Source organism: Azonexus hydrophilus (assembly GCF_038368255.1).
GTDB classification, from domain to species: domain Bacteria; phylum Pseudomonadota; class Gammaproteobacteria; order Burkholderiales; family Rhodocyclaceae; genus Azonexus; species Azonexus hydrophilus.
This window is the reverse complement of record NZ_CP151406.1, coordinates 3127783-3144234: the sequence shown is the minus strand read 5'-3', so window position 1 is coordinate 3144234 and position 16452 is coordinate 3127783. Positions and strand designations below refer to the sequence as shown.

The following is a 16452-nucleotide window of genomic DNA, read 5'->3' as shown; positions in this document are numbered from 1 at the left end:
GTTTACAACCAATCGCTCAGATCGACGGCCCGGCTGACTTCTTCGAGCGTGGTGTCGCCCCGGCGTACGGCTTCCAGCGCGTTGTCGGCCAGGGTGGTGAAACCGCGCTTCCTGGCCTGGGCAAACAGTTCGGGGGGCGAAGCTGCATCGGCGAGCAGGAGGTCGAGTGTCTTGTCGATGCGCAGGATTTCCATCAACACCAGGCGACCGCGATAGCCGCGCTGGCGACAGGCTGGGCAGGCGCCAGCCGATGGCAGCGTTGTTGTGCCCAGTAGTGCCGATTCCGCGGGCGTGGCCGGACGCTCGCCGCGGCAGTTCGGACACAGGCGGCGTACCAGGCGTTGGGCGACGATGCCGGTCAGGTTGCCGTGCAGCATGCGCGGGCTGATGCCGAGTTCGGCCAGTCGTGACAGGGCGGCGATGGTGCTGCCGGCGTGCAGGGTGGCGAACACCTGGTGGCCGGTCAGCGCGGCGCGCAGGGTCATTGCCGCAGTTTCGCCATCGCGGATCTCGCCGATGAGCATGGTGTCGGGGTCCTGACGGAGCATCGAGCGGACACCGTCGGCGAAATCCATCTTGACCTTGTCGGACAGCGAGGTCTGGCGCAACAATGGCAAGGGGTATTCGACCGGGTCTTCCAGCGTCATGATGTTGACGCTGTCGTTCCTGAGGCGGTTGAGCAGCGAGTAGAGGGTGGTCGTCTTGCCGCTGCCGGTCGGTCCGGTGACCAGGAAGAGCCCTTCGGGGCGGGACAGCATGCGGTCGAGCAAGGCTTGATGCGCGTCGCTGATGCTCAGGGACTCCAGCGGGACGATACCCTTTTGCCGGTCGAGTACGCGTAGCACGATGCTCTCGCCGTGAATCCCGGGTTGGCTGGCAACCCGGAAATCGATGTCGCGGCCACCGATGCGTCGGCCGAGATGACCATCCTGCGGTAGCCGATTTTCCGCGATGTTCATGCCGGAAATGACCTTGATCCGGCTCGCCAGTGGTGCCCAGGTCGAACGGTGCAGGATGCGGATGGTTTCCAGCAGGCCGTCGATCCGGTAGCGGATGCGCAGGCTGGCCGCTTCCGGCTCGAAGTGCAAGTCGGAGGCTTGGCGCCTGACAGCGTCGGCGAGCAGCGCATCAACCAGGCGGACGGCCGGCGAATCGCCCGAGAGCGAATTCAGCGGACCTTTGCCTTCGAACTCGTCGAGAATGCCGTCGATGGCCAGCGCGCAGCCGTAATGCAGGTCGATGGCTTGCTCGATTTCGCCGGGGGCGGCCAGCAGGATTTCGGTGTCCATGCCGGCGGGGGTGTGCGCGTGCAGGCTGGCCAGCGCCTGGTGGTCGCGGGGTGATGACATGGCCAGGCGCCAGCGACGGCGTCCGGGATTGATGGCGATCGGCAGGATGCGATGGCGGCGGGCGGTTTCGGCCGGCAGGAGCCGGATGGCTTCGGGGGCGATGTCGTGGCGCGACGGGTCGAAGCGTTCCAGGCCGAGTTGCCGGGAAAGGACGTCGCTGACCCCGGGCTCGTCGGCAAAACCCAGGGCGTGTACCAAGATGCCGAGTGGCTGGCGGTTCTTCTGTTGTTCGACCAGGGCGATACGCAACTGATCCTCGTCGATCAGGCCGGCTTCGAGCAGGTGTTGGCCCAGCAGCTTGTTGTTCATGGCAGCGCCGCCCGCAGTTGCGTCAGGCGCTGGTGTGCCGCTGCCTGCCGGAAGTTGTGGGCTTGTTCCGCCGCCAGTTCAAGCGCGCCCTGGTAGTAATGGCTGGCGGCAACGGTCTGCTCCAGGTGGTCGAGGCAGACGGCCAGGTTGTACAGGGTGTCGGCTTGTTCTGGTGCCAGGGCGTTGGCGCTGGCGTAGGCCTGGCGGGCTTCGGCCCAGCGCTGTTCACGGCTGAGCAGGCTGCCGAGACGGAATTGCAGTTCGGCGTTCCCGGGGTGCGTCGCTATCAACTCGCGTAGCTGGCTTTCCTGATCGTCGTCGGCTACCGCAAGGCTGAGGGCGGAGTGAATGAAAGGGGCGGCACCATCAGCAACAGCGGTGGTGCTCGATAGCGCCAGACAAAGGCAGAGTGGGATAGCGCGCTGCATGCTTACTCCGTGATGGACAGTGGCTTGAAAGGTCGGGCATGTGCCGGCGGGGCGAAGAAATCATCTCCCGGGAGACGGTCGGCCAGTGCTGCGTAATCGCCGCGCAGTCCGGGGTCGCGGATCACTACCGGGCGCAGGAAAATGACCAGTTCGGTTTTGCGTGTCCGGTTGTTGCGGTTATTGAAGGCTTCGCCGGCCAGCGGAATGTCGCTGAGGATAGGCACGCGCTGGCTCTGGTAATCGGCTCTATCTTCCATCAGGCCGCCCAGTACTGCGGTTTGTCCGTTGGCGATGCGCATGACCGACTCGATTTCCCGGGTGCGGATCATCGGTACGAGATTCTCGATGCCGTTGCGGCGCAGGTCAGGATTCGGGTCCGGGACTTCGCGGTCGATGCTGGTGATGCTCGGGCGAATGTTGAGCAGGATCGAGTCGTCGCTGGCGATCTGCGGCGTCACACCCATGACCAGGCCGACCGAGACGGTTTGCGGCGTGGTCGTATAAGTGGTGGTCGTGCCGACATTGGCGGTGGTGGTTGTGTCGGCCTTGACCTGGAAATAAACGTAGTTTTCGACGACGCGCAACAAGGCAGCCTGGTTGTTGAGCACCGACAGGCGCGGGCTGGAAAGTACCCGACTGGTGCCGAAGCGCTCAAGCAGGCTGATCAGCGCGCGTGGGTTGTCGTCCCGGTTGTAGCTCAGGTTGACGCTGCCTTTGAGCGCATTGCCGGCCAGCGAAAATACGCCGCCACGGACCAGCCCGCTCCAGTCTATGCCTTGCTGATAGCCGTCGCTCAGCGTCACTTCGACAATGGTCGCCTCGATCATGACCTGACGGCGGGCGGCGGTGGTCACCCGGTCGACGAAGCGGCGGATCTGGCGGTGCTCCGCCTGGGTTGCGTAAGCCGTGATGAGCCCGGCTTCTGCATCGACGATCAGGCGTGGCGGCGCAGTCTTGTCTATCTGTGCAGCGCTTGTTTTCATCAAGCGGTCGAGGTTCTTTTCCAGGCCATCCCAGAATCGATGTGCGCCGACATTTTCGATGCGGGTGTTGGACAGGCTGCCGCCGCTGCCTCCCTCGCCGGCGTCACCTATCTGCATCTTGTTGGCGACCGTGCTGCTGACGGTGCGTCCCAAATTTACGTAATCCACCGGGTAGTGAGCGAAGTAGGGCGTGTCCGGAAGGATCAGGAGCCCGCCGGCGGTGAAGTCGAACCGTAGCGGAACCTGTCGCGAGATACGATCAAGCAGGACGGGTAGCGGCTGCCGGCTGGCCTTGAGCGTGATCTTTCCGGTAATTTCCGGGGCGATATCGATGTCGATGTCAGCGTCACGGGCCAGGGCAAACAGCAGGTCGCGCACCGGGACATCGCTGACTGTGACGCTGTAAACGGCGTCGACTGCAGGTTCGATAGTCGGTGCCGGATGGTCGACGATTTCCGGAATCGGGCCGGCCGGATGAGTCAGGCGAAGATGTCCTTGGCGCGTGCTCGTCGGCGTGGCCGTGCTGCAGGCTACGGCGATCAGCATGAGTGGCAGGATCATCATGGCTTGGTACATGGAGATGCGAATATTTGGAACAAGCGGATATGCTATATGCAAAATATTCTATTGTCATTCTTTCTGGTGTTCCCCCTGTCTCCGATGAAGTGAGAATAGGCAGTTCTGATAGAATGCGGCCTGGCTTTAAAAGGAAACTGACGTTGGCAGACGACTCACTGGTCGATATTCGAGACCTACACTTTCACTATGACGGGCGGCCGGTGCTGCAGGGGATCGATATGAAGATTCCGCGCGGCAAGGTGGTCGCCATCATGGGGGGGTCAGGATGTGGCAAGACCACCTTGCTGCGTTGTATCGGGGGGCAGCTGAAGCCAACCGGCGGCAGTGTTCGTCTGGAGAATCACCAAGTCTGCAAGATGTCGGAGGCCGAGTTGTATCGGCTGCGCCGCCGGATGGGTATGCTCTTCCAGTTCGGTGCCTTGTTTACCGACCTGTCGGTTTTCGATAACGTGGCTTTTCCTTTGCGCGAGCACACCGATCTGTCCGAAGAAATGATTCGCGACCTGGTCTTGATGAAGCTTGAGGCCGTTGGTTTGCGTGGCGCCCATGCCCTGATGCCGGCCTCGCTGTCAGGTGGCATGGCACGGCGTGTTGCCCTGGCCCGGGCGGTTGCGCTTGATCCCACGTTGATCATGTACGACGAGCCGTTTACCGGTCTCGATCCGATCGCGCTGGGGGTGATCGGGCGACTGATCCGTTCGTTGAACGACGCCTTGGGGGCAACTTCGATCATGGTTACCCACGACATTCAGGAATCGTTGCTGATCGTCGACTACATCTATTTCCTGAATGGCGGCAAGGTGGTCGCGCAGGGGACACCCGACGAAATTCGTGCTTCCTCTGATCCTTTTGTGTACCAGTTTGTCCATGCTGAGCCTGATGGTCCGGTGCATTTCGATTATCCGGCGCCCACCGTGCTCCAGGATTTCTTGCCGGGAGGGGCGCATGCCAGGGCCGCTTGAGTTGGTGCGCCGTCTCGGCAGTTCGGTTGTTGATCGTGTCTGGCGACTGGGTTTTGCCACGCGCTTCTTTTTTGCGATTCTGTTGCATTCGGGAACGGCATTGCGTCGGCTGTCGCTGACTCTGCGCGAAATTTACTTCAGTGGTGTACTGTCGCTACTGATCATCATCGTTTCGGGTCTGTTTGTTGGTCTGGTTCTTGGCTTGCAAGGTTACGAGACGCTGCAGCGTTTCGGTTCGACCGAAGCTTTGGGTGTCCTGGTTTCGCTTTCGCTGGTGCGTGAGCTCGGGCCGGTGGTGGCTGGCCTGCTGTTCGCTTCCCGGGCGGGTTCGTCGATAACTGCCGAGATCGGTCTGATGAAGACGACGGAACAATTGAAGGCGATGGACATGATGGCGGTCAATCCAATCGCCCGGGTGGTGGCGCCACGCTTCTGGGGGGGGGTCATCTCGATGCCGCTGCTGGCAGCGATGTTCTCTGCCATGGGGGTGTTTGGCGGCTGGCTGATCGGTGTCGTCTTTATCGGTGTCGATGACGGCGCATTCTGGTCGCAGATGCAGTCAAGTGTTGATTTTCGCTATGACATCATGAACGGCGTCATCAAGAGTGTGGTCTTCGGTTTTGCCGTTTCGCTGATTGCCGTATTCGAAGGTTACGACTCCGCGCCGACGGCCGAAGGCGTGTCGCGAGCCATTACGCGCACCGTGGTAACGTCGGCGATGACCATACTGGCGCTGGATTTCATTCTCACTTCGTTCATGTTCCGGGGTAATTGATGAACCGTACCGTTCTCGACCTGTGGGTCGGCTTCTTCGTTGCACTCGGCCTGGCCGCGGTGTTGTTTTTGGCGCTGAAAGTGGGGAATCTTTCCTCGGCGCACCTGTCCGATACCTATGTGCTGCAAGCCAGGTTTGATAACATCGGCGGCCTGAAAGTGCGCGGGCCGGTGAGAAGCGCTGGCGTGCTCGTCGGACGGATTGCGGATATCGGTTTCGACCCGGAGAGCTACCAGGCTGTTGTCACCATGAATATAGACGGGCGTTACCGTTTTCCGCGGGATACCTTTGCTTCGATCTATACGGCCGGCTTGCTGGGTGAGCAATACATCGGGCTGGATGTTGGTGGCGATGACAAGATGTTGCAGGCGGGCGACATGGTGAGAATGACACAGTCGGCCGTTGTCCTTGAGAAACTGCTTGGTCAGTTTCTCTTCAACAAGGCAGCTGAGGGGCAGGAAAGTAAATGACGTTACAGGCAGGGGATTCGATTCGACGGCTGAAGCGCCTGCTGGTTCTGGGTGGCGCGCTGCTCGTCGCGGCGCAAGTCGGCGCACAGGACAAGCAGCGTGATCCGTTCGAGGGTTTCAATCGGACCATGTACTCGGTCAACGAGGTCCTCGATCAGTATGCCGCGCGTCCGGTTGCTCAGGCCTATGATGCTGCTGTGCCGCTGCCGGTCAAGGCCAGTGTCGGGAACGTGTTTGGCAATGTCGGTGAAGTCTGGGTTGGTGCAAACAGTGCGCTTCAGGGCAAGGGCGGTGACGCGGGCATCACTTTGGCGCGCTTGTTGATCAATTCGACGGTGGGCATTCTCGGCCTGTTCGATGTGGCCAGTGAAATGGGTCTGGAGCGTTACAACGAAGACTTCGGGCAGACACTCGCGGTGTGGGGCGTCAGCGATGGCCCCTACCTGTTCCTGCCGGTGATCGGGCCGCGCACTTCACGTGACTTCGCTGGTTGGGCGGTCGATACCTATGCTGATCCGGTGCGCTCCATTCGCTCGAACAACGAGCGCCTGAGCGCGACGGTGGTACGCTTTGTCGATATCCGGGCGGGCCTGTTGCCTGCTGATCGACTGGTGGAAGAGGCTGCTCTCGACAAATATTCCTATGTTCGCGATGCCTATCTGCAGCGTCGCCGCAATTTGATTTACGACGGTCGCCCGCCAAGGATGGATGACTGAAGCTGATAGCCAGACAATGATGAAAAAACTGTTTGTTACCCTGATTGCCGCGCTGCTTTCCTTCTCTGCTGTCGCGGGTGATGCCCCGGACGTATTGATCAAGCGGGTATCGGAAGAGGTCCTGGAAATCGTGCGTCAGGACAAGGATGTCCGTAACGGCGACATTCAAAAGATTGCCGCTCTGGTTGATGCCAAGGTTCTGCCGCATTTCAATTTCCAGCGCATGACGGCGCTGGCGGTTGGTCGTGACTGGCGTAGCGCGAGTACTGCCCAGAAGACCCGGTTGCAGGCTGAATTCAAGATGCTGCTGGTGCGTACCTACGCCAATGCACTGACCAGTTACAGCAATCAGCGCATCGTTTTCCGCCCTTTCCGCATGCGCGATGGCGAGACGGAAGTGCTGGTCCGCTCGGAAGTTGTCCAGCCCGGTGCCCAACCGGTGCAGATCGATTACTGGCTGGAACTGGCGGATGGTCAGTGGAAGGTGTTTGATGTTGTCGTCGCCGGCATCAGTCTGGTGACCAATTATCGTGAGCAGTTTGCCCGTGAAGTCCGCGACGGCGGTATTGACGGTTTGATCGCCAGCCTGGCGGCCAAGAACAAGTCGCTGGAAGTTACTGCCAACAACCGGGCTGCTCGTTGATGATTGAAAGCATAAACGGCCGGCTCTGTGTCGGCTGTGCAATGACCACCGATCAGGCTCGGGAGCTGCTTGAGCGTGGTCGTGACTTGATCGTTCCCGGTGAGCAGGTCATCGATCTGTCCGGGGTTGGCCACGCCGATTCCTCAGCGGTGGCAGTCATGCTCGGCTGGTTGCGCCATGGTGCGCTGACCGGTGCGCTGATCCGCTTTGCCGGCGTGCCGGCCGGGGTGGCTTCGCTGGCTGAACTCTACGGTGTTTCCGACCTTCTGCCCCTGGCCTGACGGCCGCTCATGATCCCCGCCGTTTCCATCGTCGATGTCGTCAAGACCTTTGGCTCGCTGAGGGCGCTGGACCGCCTTTCCCTGGAAATTCGGCAAGGTGAATTCTTCGGTCTGCTCGGGCCGAACGGGGCCGGCAAGACGACGTTGATATCCTGTCTGGCCGGCTTGGCGCGCCTGGATTCGGGCAGTATCCGGGTGCTCGGCCACGATGTCGTCCGCGATTTTCGCCAGGCCCGCCGTCTGCTCGGCGTGGTGCCGCAGGAGCTGGTCTTCGATCCGTTCTTCAGTGTGCGCGAAACCCTGCGCATCCAGTCCGGTTACTTCGGCATCCGTCGCAATGACGACTGGATCGACGAAATCCTGCATCACCTCGACCTGACCGGCAAGGCCGACGCCAACATGCGCCGTCTCTCCGGTGGCATGAAGCGCCGTGTGCTGGTTGCCCAGGCGCTGGTGCACAAGCCGCCGGTGATCGTCCTCGACGAGCCGACGGCCGGCGTCGATGTCGAGTTGCGCCAGGGGCTGTGGCAATTTGTTCGCCGGCTCAACGGCGAAGGGCACACCATCATCCTGACCACGCATTACCTCGAAGAGGCGGAAGCGCTGTGCAACCGCATCGCGCTGATGAAGCAGGGGCAGTTGCTGGCCCTCGACAGTACCGTCAACCTGATGGCTGCGCACCCCGGTGCGTCGCTGGAAGAGGTTTTCCTGCGGACGATGCAGCGGTGATCGGTTTCTGGACCCTGTTCTACAAGGAAGTGCTGCGTTTCTGGAAGGTCGCCTTCCAGACCGTGGCCGCGCCGGTACTGACGGCCATGCTCTACCTGATGATCTTCGGTCATGTGCTGGAGGATCATGTGCGGGTGCATGGCATCGGCTACACCAGTTTCCTGATTCCCGGGCTGGTGATGATGCAGGTGCTGCAGAATGCCTTCGCCAATTCCTCGTCCAGCCTGATCCAGGCCAAGATCACCGGTTCCATTGTCTTCGTCTTGCTGCCACCCTTGCCGTACAGCAGCTTCTTCATCGCTTACGTATTGGCCGCCATGCTGCGCGGGATCATGGTCGGCGTCGGCGTATTGCTGGTTACAGTGTGGTTCGTCGATCTGCAGGTGGTGGCGCCGGGCTGGGTGCTGCTGTTCGCCGTGCTCAGCGGCGCCCTGTTTGGCGCGCTGGGGATGATTGCCGGTATCTGGGTCGAGAAGTTCGATCAACTGGCCGCTTTTCAGAACTTTTTGATCATGCCGCTGACTATGCTCTCCGGCGTCTTCTACTCGATTTACACTTTGCCGACATTCTGGCAACGACTGTCCCATTACAATCCTGTCTTTTACATGATCGACGGCTTCCGTTACGGCTTTTTCGGCGTTTCGGACGTGTCGCCGGTGCACAGTCTGGCCGTGGTGGCCAGCTGTTTTGCCCTGACCAGCCTGTTGACACTGGCCCTGCTCAAGCGGGGCTGGAAACTGAGAACCTGAATCCGCATGCATCCCGACCAGATCAAGCAACTCATCCTCGCCGGCATGGCCTGCGATCACCTCGAACTCGACGGCGACGGGCAGCATTTCGAAGCCCTCATCGTCAGTGCCGAATTTGCCGGCAAGAATCGCGTCCAGCGCCAGCAGCGCGTCTATCAGACGCTCAAGGAAAAACTGGCGACCGGCGAACTGCACGCCCTGTCTTTCAAGACCCTGACCCCCGAAGAATGGAGTGCCCAGCGTGGATAAACTGTTGATCCGGGGCGGTAGCGTCCTCAAGGGCGAAGTCGCCATGTCCGGGGCCAAGAACGCGGCGCTGCCGATTCTCTGTGCCTCGCTGCTCTCGGCCGATCCGCTCGAACTGGGCAATGTGCCGCAACTCAACGATATCTCGACCATGCTGCGCCTGCTCGGCGACATGGGTATCGGCGTGCGCCATGAGGGTGACGACGGGCTGACGCTCGACGGCAGTGGACTGAACAACCCGGTGGCCTCCTACGAGATGGTCAAGACCATGCGCGCCTCCATCCTGGTGCTCGGTCCGCTGGTCGCCCGTTGTGGCGAAGCCCGTGTGTCACTGCCCGGCGGTTGCGCCATCGGTGCCCGGCCGGTCGATCAGCACATCAAGGGGCTGCAGGCGATGGGTGCCGAAGTCACCGTCGAGCAGGGCTATGTCCATGCCCGTGCCAGCCGCCTCAAGGGCGCGCGCATCTGTACCGACATGGTCACCGTGACCGGTACCGAAAACCTGATGATGGCGGCCTGCCTGGCCGACGGCGAAACGATCATCGAGAACGCCGCCCGCGAACCCGAAGTCGTCGACCTGGCCAACTGCCTGGTGGCGATGGGCGCCCGGATTTCCGGTGCCGGCACCGACATCATCCGCATCCAGGGCGTCGAAAAACTGCACGGCGCCCGCCATTCGATCATGCCCGACCGCATCGAGACCGGCACCTATCTGTGCGCGGCTGCCGTTACCGGTGGCGATATCCGCCTGACCCGGACCTCGGCTGCCTACCTCGATTCGGTCGTCGACAAGCTGATGGACGCCGGTTGCGAAATCGTCGTCGAACGCGACGCGATCCGCCTGACGGCACCGGCCAAGCTGAAATCGGTCAGCCTGCGCACGGCGCCTTACCCGGCGTTCCCGACCGACATGCAGGCCCAGTTCATGGCCATGAACTGTGTCGCCGACGGGGTGGCGACGATCCGCGAGACGATTTTCGAAAACCGCTTCATGCACGTCAGCGAGTTGATGCGCCTCGGCGCCAACATCCAGATCGAAGGCAATAACGCGATTGTCCGCGGGGTCGATCGCCTTGAAGGCGCGACGGTCATGGCCACCGACCTACGCGCTTCGGCGTCGCTGATCATTGCCGGCCTGGTGGCCAGCGGCGAGACCTTGATCGATCGCATCTACCATCTGGATCGTGGTTACGAGCGCATCGAGCAGAAACTGGCTGCCCTCGGCGCCAGCGTCGAACGGGTCCGCTGATGTTGTTTTTGGCATGAAACCCGGGCTTTTTTGGCCCGGGGTGCAAAAAAGTTTGAAAAATGCTTTGCTTTATTCCGTCTCTGCCCCATACTCGCCGGCACGGGATTTCCAGGCAGTGTGTTGTTCCTGCACCGATTTCGGTTTGTCAGCTCCTCGGTCTTGATTCTCGATTTTTTTAATATTTTCCAAGGAAGCTATCATGGCAACTGGTACCGTCAAGTGGTTCAACGACTCCAAGGGTTTTGGTTTCATCTCCCCGTCCGAAGGTGGTGAAGACCTCTTCGCTCACTTCTCTGCAATTCAAGGCAATGGTTTCAAGACCCTGGCCGAAAACCAGAAGGTGACCTTCGACGTCGTCAATGGCCCGAAGGGCAAGCAGGCTGCCAACATCCGCCCGGCTGAATAAGCTACCGGATACGCCTGTATCGAAAAGCCCGGCTTGCCGGGCTTTTTGCTTTTGGGTCGCCGCCATTGGCGGCGATTTCGGCGGCCATGCCGCTTTGCGGTAAAATCACCGCTTTACCCACGAGACACTCCCCGTGACCGGTATCACCATTGCCCTGTCCAAGGGCCGCATCTTCGACGAAACCCTGCCCTTGCTGGCCGCAGCCGGCATCGTGCCGGCCGAGAATCCGGAAACCTCGCGCAAGCTGATCATCGAGACCAATCAGCCGGACGTGCGCGTCGTCATCGTTCGCGCCACCGACGTGCCGACCTATGTCCAGTACGGCGCGGCCGATATCGGCGTGGCCGGCAAGGATGTGCTGATCGAGCACGGCGGCGAAGGCCTGTACGCACCGCTCGATCTGAAGATCGCCAAGTGCCGGATGATGGTCGCCATCCCCGAAGGTTTCGATTACCAGAACGCCGTGCGTCAGGGCAACCGCCTGAAGGTGGCGTCCAAGTACATCAAGACGGCGCGCGAACATTTTGCCGCCAAGGGCGTGCACGTCGACCTGATCAAGCTCTACGGTTCGATGGAACTGGCGCCGCTGGCCGGCCTGGCCGATGCCATCGTCGATCTGGTGTCGACCGGCGGCACGCTCAAGGCCAACAAGCTGGTCGCGTGCGAGCACATCATGGACATTTCCTCGCGCCTGGTCGTCAATCAGGCGGCACTCAAGGTCAAGCGCGAGACCCTGCAACCGATCATCGACGCCTTTGCTCAGGCGGTGGAGAAGTAAATGACTGTCGCGATCCAGCGCCTGTCCACGGTAGCCGCCGATTTCGCGGCCAGGCTGAAGGAACTGCTCGCCTTCGAGGCAGCAGCGGATGAGGGCATCGAGCGCACCGTCGCCGGCATCCTCACCGACGTCAAGGCCCGTGGCGACGCTGCCGTGGTCGATTACAGCAACCGTTTCGACCGGCTGACGGCTGTTTCGATGGCCGATCTCGAACTGTCGCGCGACGAGCTCGAAAAGGCACTCGCCGGTTTGCCGCCCGACCGTCGTGCTGCCCTCGAAGTCGCCGCCCAGCGTGTGCGTGCCTACCACGAGAAGCAGAAGCTCGACGGCTGGTCCTATACCGAGGCCGACGGCACCCTGCTCGGCCAGATGATCACCCCGCTCGACCGCGTTGGCCTCTACGTGCCGGGCGGCAAGGCGGCCTACCCGTCGTCGGTGCTGATGAACGCGATTCCGGCCAAGGTCGCCGGCGTCAAGGAACTGATCATGGTCGTGCCGACGCCGGGTGGCGAGCGCAACCAGCTGGTCCTGGCGGCAGCCTGCCTGGCCGGCGTCGACCGGGTGTTCACCATCGGCGGCGCACAGGCGGTCGGCGCGCTGGCTTACGGTACCGAGAGCGTGCCGCAGGTGGACAAGATCGTCGGACCCGGTAACGCCTACGTGGCCACGGCCAAGCGCCGCGTGTTCGGCATCGTCGGCATCGACATGGTTGCCGGTCCGTCGGAAATCCTGGTCGTTTCGGACGGCTCGGGCAATCCCGACTGGGTGGCGATGGACCTGTTCTCGCAGGCCGAGCACGACGAACTGGCGCAATCCATCCTGATCTGCCCGGACGCGGCTTTCATCGAACGCGTCCAGGCCAGCATCGAAAAACTCTTGCCGACGATGCCGCGCCAGGAGACGATCCGCACCTCCCTGACCAATCGCGGCGCCTTCATCCAGGTTCGTGACATGGACGAGGCGATTGCCATTGCCAACCGCGTCGCGCCCGAGCACCTTGAACTGGCCCTCGACAACCCCGATCCTTGGGTGGAAAAGATTCACCACGCCGGCGCCATCTTCATCGGCCACTACACCTCGGAATCGCTCGGCGATTACTGTGCCGGGCCGAACCACGTGCTGCCGACCTCCGGCTCGGCACGTTTCTCGTCGCCGCTCGGGGTCTACGACTTCCAGAAGCGGACCAGCCTGATCAAGGTATCGAAGGCCGGCGCGCAGACGCTGGGCCGGGTCGCGTCTACGCTGGCGCATGGCGAGGGCCTGCCGGCACATGCGAAATCGGCGGAATTCCGGCTGGAAGACTGAGCTTTCATGACCCAGCTTCAGCCGAATCAAGCGCGCCCGGATCTCCGGGCGCTTTTTTTGGGCTTTTCGTCGGTCGGCCTGTCCGGTTTTGGGGGTGTGCTGCCCTTTGCCCGGCGCATGCTGGTCGACCAGCGCGGCTGGATGACCGCCGAGGAATTCAACGCCCAGCTCGGGCTCTGCCAGTTCTTGCCGGGGCCGAATGTCGTCAATCTGGCGGTGCTGGTCGGCAAGCGTTACCGCGGCTTGGCGGGGGCCATTGTCGCGCCGGTCGGCCTGCTGGCCGGGCCGATTGCCATCGTCCTGCTGCTGGCCATGCTCTACGATGCTTACGGCAGTCTGCCGGTCGCCCAGTCGATGCTGCGCGGCGTGGCTGCGGTCGGCGCCGGTCTGTTGTTCGCCATGGCCTGGCGCATGGGCATGGCGATTCGTGACAAGGCGGCTTTCCTGCCTTTTGCCGCGCTGGTTGTCTTCGGGATTGCCTGGCTGCGCTGGCCGATGCTGTGGGTGATGCTGGCCGGCCTGCTGCTCTCCGGCGGTCTGGCTTACTGGCGGTTGGGGCGGCGATGAGCCTGATCGTCGACCTGTTCCGCGAATTCGCGATCCTGTCCTTCGTCGCCTTTGGTGGCGCGACCGCGCTGTTGCCTGAGATGCACCGCGTCGTCGTCGAAAATCACCAGTGGCTGGACGACACGACCTTCACTCATTTGTACGCCATCGCCCAGGCCGCGCCGGGCCCGAACGTGCTGGTGGTGACCCTGATCGGCTGGCACGTCGCCGGCCTGGGCGGCGCGCTGGCAGCAACGCTGGCGATGTGCCTGCCGATGAGCGTGCTCATCTACCTGCTGATCGACCGCTGGGAGAGCTTTGCCGGCAAGCGCTGGCAGCGGGCGATCAGTCTCGGCGTGGCGCCGCTGGCGGTCGGCCTGGTTTTTTCCGGGGCGACGCTGATCAGTCAGGCGGCCGGTCTGGGGCTGGCCGCGTGGTTGCTGCTGGCGGCCACGGTACTGGCCAACCTGAAGACCAGACTGCATCCGCTGTGGTTCATCGGCGTCGGCGCCTTGCTCGGTTTGCTCGGCCTCGTTTGAGGCCGTCGCCGACTCAGCCGAGGATTTCGCGCAGCGCCGTGCTCAGTGCCTGACAGTCGGCATCGCTGCCGATGGTGATGCGCAGGTACTGGTCGATGCGCGGCAGCTTGAAGTGGCGGACGATGATGTTGCGTTCGCGCAGCGCCTTGGCCAGCTCGGCGGCGTCGCGACCGGGATGACGGGCGAAGATGAAATTGGCGGCCGACGGCAGCACCTCGAAGCCTTGTCCGGCGAGATCGGCGGTCAGCGCCTCGCGGGTGGCGATCACCGTGGCGCAGCATTGGCGGAAGTAGTCTTCGTCCTCGATCGCGGCAACGGCACCGACGATCGCCAGGCGGTCCAGCGGGTAGGAATTGAAGCTGTTCTTGACCCGCTCCAGCGCCTCGATCAGATCCGGGTGACCGACCGCGAAGCCGACCCGCAAACCGGCCAGCGAGCGCGATTTGGACAAGGTGTGCACGACCAGCAGGTTGTCGTACTGCTGGGTCAGCGGAATGGCGCTGGTGCCGCCGAAGTCGACGTAGGCCTCATCAACGACCACGACCGAATCCGGGTTGGCGCGGACGATGCGCTCGATGGCAGCCAGCGGCAGCAGGCGACCGGTCGGGGCGTTCGGGTTGGCAATCAGGATGCCGCCGTTGGCGACGCCGCAGTAGTCGGCCGGGTCGATGGAGAAATCGGCGGCCAGCGGCACGGTGCGGTGAGCGACGCCGTAGAGGCCGCAATAGACCGGGTAGAAGCTGTAGGTGATGTCCGGGAAGAGAATCGGCGCGTCGTGCTTGAGCAGTGCCATGAAGATGTGCGCCAGGACCTCGTCGGAACCGTTGCCGACGAAGACTTCGCCGGGCTTCACGCCGTGATGCCGGGCGATGGCGTTCTTCAGCAGGTCGGCGTTGGGGTCCGGGTAAAGGCGCAGGCGGGCACCGTCGTCGCCGAGCTCGGCCTTTATGGCGGCGACCACCCGGGGTGAGGGCGGGCAGGGGTGCTCGTTGGTGTTCAGCTTGATCAGATTGGCGATCTTGGGCTGTTCGCCCGGCACGTAGGGGGTTAGGTCGCGGACGACCTGGCTCCAGAAGCGGCTCATCGGGTTTTCACGGTAGGCGTAAAAGTAAGACGAAATGGTATCATGCCCCTCCGTTTCAACGTTTTTCCGCCAAGTCCATGCGACAAGCCGAAGTTACCCGCAATACCCTGGAGACCCAGATCACCATCAAGGTGAATCTTGATGGTACCGGCCAGGGCCGGTTCGCCACCGGCGTTCCCTTCCTCGATCACATGCTCGACCAGATTGCCCGGCACGGCTTGATCGACCTCGATGTCGACGCCAAGGGCGATCTGCACATCGACGCCCATCACACGGTCGAGGATATCGGCATCACCTTCGGTCAGGCGCTGGCCAAGGCCTGGGGTGACAAGAAGGGGCTGACCCGTTACGGCCACAGCTACGTGCCGCTGGACGAAGCGCTGTCGCGCGTGGTCATCGACCTGTCGGGGCGGCCGGGGCTGGAACTCAATTGCGAATTCACCCGGGCAATGATCGGCCAGTTCGATGTCGACCTGGTCTCTGAATTCTTCCACGGCCTGGTCAACCATGCCGGGATGACGCTGCACATCGACAACCTGCGCGGCAAGAATGCCCATCACCAGGCCGAAACCATCTTCAAGGCCTTCGGCCGGGCGCTGCGCATGGCGGTGACGCCGGATCCGCGCATGGCCGGCTGCATGCCGTCGACGAAGGGAACGCTGTGACCATCGCCGTCATCGATTACGGCATGGGCAATCTGCGCTCGGTGTCGAAGGCGCTGGAACATGTCGCCGGCAGCGAAGCCGTGGTCGTCACCGCCGATCCGGCGGTGGTCGCCGCTGCCGAGCGGGTGGTCTTTCCCGGTCAGGGGGCGATGCCCGACTGCATGCGCGAACTCGATGCCCGCAATCTGCGGGAAGCCGTGCTGGCGGCGGCAAAGAACAAACCCTTTCTCGGTATCTGCGTCGGCGAACAGATGTTGTTCGAACGCAGCGAAGAGGGCGATGTTGCTGGTCTCGGCGTTTTTCCCGGTGTCGTCCGGCGCTTCCCCGAGGCACAGATGGTCGACGCCAGCGGCGCTCGTCTGAAGGTCCCGCACATGGGCTGGAATGAAGTCCGGCAGGTGCCGCACGCCCTGTGGTCGGGGATTACCGACGGTTCGCGCTTCTATTTCGTGCATAGCTACTGCGTGCAGACCATCACTCCTGGGTTGACCACCGGCACGACCGTATACGGCCTGCCCTTTACCTGTGCAGTGGGCCGGGATAATATCTTTGCGGTCCAGTTCCATCCCGAGAAAAGCGCTCGCGACGGCCTGCAACTCCTGAAGAATTTTGTCGAGTGGCGCCCCTGATTCGCGTCTGTCGTAAATTTTCCCGTTGATTC

20 protein-coding genes and 1 pseudogene are annotated in these 16452 nt (G+C 62.2%); 17 read left to right on the top strand and 4 right to left on the bottom strand.

Annotation, left to right across the window (positions count from 1 at the left end):
* Nucleotides 1–2: 2 nt before the first annotated feature.
* From AADV58_RS15255 to AADV58_RS15245, 3 genes are read right to left on the bottom strand one after another with little or no spacing between them, the layout of a single operon-like run.
* A complete protein-coding gene (locus tag AADV58_RS15255; RefSeq protein ID WP_341743611.1) occupies nucleotides 3–1658 on the bottom strand; it encodes a GspE/PulE family protein in 1656 nt (551 codons plus the stop codon).
* Nucleotides 1655–2086: a hypothetical protein gene (locus tag AADV58_RS15250; RefSeq protein WP_028994421.1), complete on the bottom strand. Its 432-nt coding sequence runs from the start codon at nucleotides 2084–2086 to the stop codon at nucleotides 1655–1657. Before AADV58_RS15250 ends, AADV58_RS15255 begins: the two co-directional genes overlap by 4 nt.
* A gap of 2 nt (nucleotides 2087–2088) precedes the next feature.
* Nucleotides 2089–3645: a type II and III secretion system protein gene (locus AADV58_RS15245; RefSeq protein WP_341743610.1), complete on the bottom strand. Its 1557-nt coding sequence runs from the start codon at nucleotides 3643–3645 to the stop codon at nucleotides 2089–2091.
* Between the two features lie 143 nt (nucleotides 3646–3788).
* Between AADV58_RS15245 and AADV58_RS15240 the strand changes: the two genes are divergently transcribed.
* The 15 genes and pseudogenes from AADV58_RS15240 to AADV58_RS15170 all read left to right on the top strand — a co-directional run bounded on the left by AADV58_RS15240 (nucleotide 3789) and on the right by AADV58_RS15170 (nucleotide 14042).
* Nucleotides 3789–4610, top strand: coding sequence for an ABC transporter ATP-binding protein (locus AADV58_RS15240; protein ID WP_424243820.1), 822 nt, complete (start codon nucleotides 3789–3791; stop codon nucleotides 4608–4610).
* Nucleotides 4594–5385 (top strand): lipid asymmetry maintenance ABC transporter permease subunit MlaE, encoded by a 792-nt coding sequence (gene mlaE, locus AADV58_RS15235; RefSeq protein ID WP_028994424.1) that lies wholly within the window; start codon nucleotides 4594–4596, stop codon nucleotides 5383–5385. The genes AADV58_RS15240 and mlaE overlap by 17 nt, the downstream gene beginning before the upstream one ends.
* The gene (gene mlaD, locus AADV58_RS15230) at nucleotides 5385–5855 is read left to right on the top strand and encodes an outer membrane lipid asymmetry maintenance protein MlaD (RefSeq protein WP_028994425.1); all 471 of its coding nucleotides are present in this window, start codon (nucleotides 5385–5387) and stop codon (nucleotides 5853–5855) included. Before mlaE ends, mlaD begins: the two co-directional genes overlap by 1 nt.
* Nucleotides 5852–6571, top strand: a complete 720-nt coding sequence (locus AADV58_RS15225; RefSeq protein ID WP_341743609.1) for a VacJ family lipoprotein — start codon at nucleotides 5852–5854, stop codon at nucleotides 6569–6571. The genes mlaD and AADV58_RS15225 overlap by 4 nt, the downstream gene beginning before the upstream one ends.
* A complete protein-coding gene (locus tag AADV58_RS15220; RefSeq protein WP_341743608.1) occupies nucleotides 6564–7214 on the top strand; it encodes an ABC transporter substrate-binding protein in 651 nt (216 codons plus the stop codon). Before AADV58_RS15225 ends, AADV58_RS15220 begins: the two co-directional genes overlap by 8 nt.
* Nucleotides 7215–7255: 41 nt before the next feature.
* Nucleotides 7256–7495 (top strand): STAS domain-containing protein, encoded by a 240-nt coding sequence (locus AADV58_RS15215; protein WP_341743607.1) that lies wholly within the window; start codon nucleotides 7256–7258, stop codon nucleotides 7493–7495.
* A 9-nt stretch (nucleotides 7496–7504) separates the two neighbouring features.
* A pseudogene (locus AADV58_RS15210) lies at nucleotides 7505–8191 on the top strand (ABC transporter ATP-binding protein); the annotation flags it as partial.
* Between the two features lie 29 nt (nucleotides 8192–8220).
* A complete protein-coding gene (locus AADV58_RS15205; RefSeq protein ID WP_028994429.1) occupies nucleotides 8221–8973 on the top strand; it encodes an ABC transporter permease in 753 nt (250 codons plus the stop codon).
* A gap of 6 nt (nucleotides 8974–8979) precedes the next feature.
* On the top strand, nucleotides 8980–9222 hold the full coding sequence (locus AADV58_RS15200; RefSeq protein WP_341743606.1) for a BolA family protein: 243 nt from the start codon (nucleotides 8980–8982) through the stop codon (nucleotides 9220–9222).
* Nucleotides 9215–10468: a UDP-N-acetylglucosamine 1-carboxyvinyltransferase gene (gene murA / locus AADV58_RS15195; RefSeq protein WP_341743605.1), complete on the top strand. Its 1254-nt coding sequence runs from the start codon at nucleotides 9215–9217 to the stop codon at nucleotides 10466–10468. Before AADV58_RS15200 ends, murA begins: the two co-directional genes overlap by 8 nt.
* Before the next feature lie 199 nt (nucleotides 10469–10667).
* Nucleotides 10668–10874: a cold-shock protein gene (locus AADV58_RS15190; RefSeq protein WP_028994432.1), complete on the top strand. Its 207-nt coding sequence runs from the start codon at nucleotides 10668–10670 to the stop codon at nucleotides 10872–10874.
* Nucleotides 10875–11007: 133 nt separating this feature from the next.
* Complete coding sequence (gene hisG, locus AADV58_RS15185) at nucleotides 11008–11652, top strand: ATP phosphoribosyltransferase (RefSeq protein WP_028994433.1); 645 nt, start codon at nucleotides 11008–11010, stop codon at nucleotides 11650–11652.
* On the top strand, nucleotides 11653–12957 hold the full coding sequence (gene hisD / locus AADV58_RS15180) for a histidinol dehydrogenase (RefSeq protein ID WP_341743604.1): 1305 nt from the start codon (nucleotides 11653–11655) through the stop codon (nucleotides 12955–12957).
* Nucleotides 12958–12963: 6 nt separating this feature from the next.
* Entirely contained in the window at nucleotides 12964–13524 is a 561-nt protein-coding gene (locus tag AADV58_RS15175; RefSeq protein ID WP_341743603.1) for a chromate transporter, read from the top strand.
* Complete coding sequence (locus tag AADV58_RS15170; protein ID WP_341743602.1) at nucleotides 13521–14042, top strand: chromate transporter; 522 nt, start codon at nucleotides 13521–13523, stop codon at nucleotides 14040–14042. The genes AADV58_RS15175 and AADV58_RS15170 overlap by 4 nt, the downstream gene beginning before the upstream one ends.
* Nucleotides 14043–14055: 13 nt before the next feature.
* On the opposite strand, the gene hisC is transcribed toward AADV58_RS15170, so the two are convergent.
* Nucleotides 14056–15126 carry a histidinol-phosphate transaminase gene (gene hisC, locus AADV58_RS15165; RefSeq protein ID WP_341743601.1) on the bottom strand — a complete coding sequence of 357 codons (1071 nt, stop codon included), beginning with the start codon at nucleotides 15124–15126 and terminating at the stop codon, nucleotides 14056–14058.
* A 77-nt stretch (nucleotides 15127–15203) separates the two neighbouring features.
* On the opposite strand from hisC, the gene hisB reads away from it, so the two are divergent.
* Nucleotides 15204–15791, top strand: a complete 588-nt coding sequence (gene hisB, locus AADV58_RS15160) for an imidazoleglycerol-phosphate dehydratase HisB (RefSeq protein ID WP_028994438.1) — start codon at nucleotides 15204–15206, stop codon at nucleotides 15789–15791.
* Nucleotides 15788–16420, top strand: a complete 633-nt coding sequence (gene hisH, locus AADV58_RS15155) for an imidazole glycerol phosphate synthase subunit HisH (RefSeq protein ID WP_424243819.1) — start codon at nucleotides 15788–15790, stop codon at nucleotides 16418–16420. The genes hisB and hisH overlap by 4 nt, the downstream gene beginning before the upstream one ends.
* Nucleotides 16421–16452: the final 32 nt, after the last annotated feature.

Excerpts from the sequence above, each read along its gene's own strand:
- AADV58_RS15245 (WP_341743610.1), bottom strand. The coding sequence starts at position 3,645 with ATGTACCAAGCCATGATGATCCTGCCACTCATGCTGATCGCCGTAGCC.
- mlaE (WP_028994424.1), top strand. The coding sequence starts at position 4,594 with ATGCCAGGGCCGCTTGAGTTGGTGCGCCGTCTCGGCAGTTCGGTTGTT.
- AADV58_RS15250 (WP_028994421.1), bottom strand. The coding sequence starts at position 2,086 with ATGCAGCGCGCTATCCCACTCTGCCTTTGTCTGGCGCTATCGAGCACC.
- mlaD (WP_028994425.1), top strand. The coding sequence starts at position 5,385 with ATGAACCGTACCGTTCTCGACCTGTGGGTCGGCTTCTTCGTTGCACTC.
- AADV58_RS15215 (WP_341743607.1), top strand. The coding sequence starts at position 7,256 with ATGACCACCGATCAGGCTCGGGAGCTGCTTGAGCGTGGTCGTGACTTG.
- AADV58_RS15190 (WP_028994432.1), top strand. The coding sequence starts at position 10,668 with ATGGCAACTGGTACCGTCAAGTGGTTCAACGACTCCAAGGGTTTTGGT.
- AADV58_RS15255 (WP_341743611.1), bottom strand. The coding sequence starts at position 1,658 with ATGAACAACAAGCTGCTGGGCCAACACCTGCTCGAAGCCGGCCTGATC.
- AADV58_RS15220 (WP_341743608.1), top strand. The coding sequence starts at position 6,564 with ATGACTGAAGCTGATAGCCAGACAATGATGAAAAAACTGTTTGTTACC.
- hisB (WP_028994438.1), top strand. The coding sequence starts at position 15,204 with ATGCGACAAGCCGAAGTTACCCGCAATACCCTGGAGACCCAGATCACC.
- AADV58_RS15175 (WP_341743603.1), top strand. The coding sequence starts at position 12,964 with ATGACCCAGCTTCAGCCGAATCAAGCGCGCCCGGATCTCCGGGCGCTT.
- AADV58_RS15200 (WP_341743606.1), top strand. The coding sequence starts at position 8,980 with ATGCATCCCGACCAGATCAAGCAACTCATCCTCGCCGGCATGGCCTGC.
- AADV58_RS15225 (WP_341743609.1), top strand. The coding sequence starts at position 5,852 with ATGACGTTACAGGCAGGGGATTCGATTCGACGGCTGAAGCGCCTGCTG.
- AADV58_RS15170 (WP_341743602.1), top strand. The coding sequence starts at position 13,521 with ATGAGCCTGATCGTCGACCTGTTCCGCGAATTCGCGATCCTGTCCTTC.
- hisD (WP_341743604.1), top strand. The coding sequence starts at position 11,653 with ATGACTGTCGCGATCCAGCGCCTGTCCACGGTAGCCGCCGATTTCGCG.
- hisC (WP_341743601.1), bottom strand. The coding sequence starts at position 15,126 with ATGAGCCGCTTCTGGAGCCAGGTCGTCCGCGACCTAACCCCCTACGTG.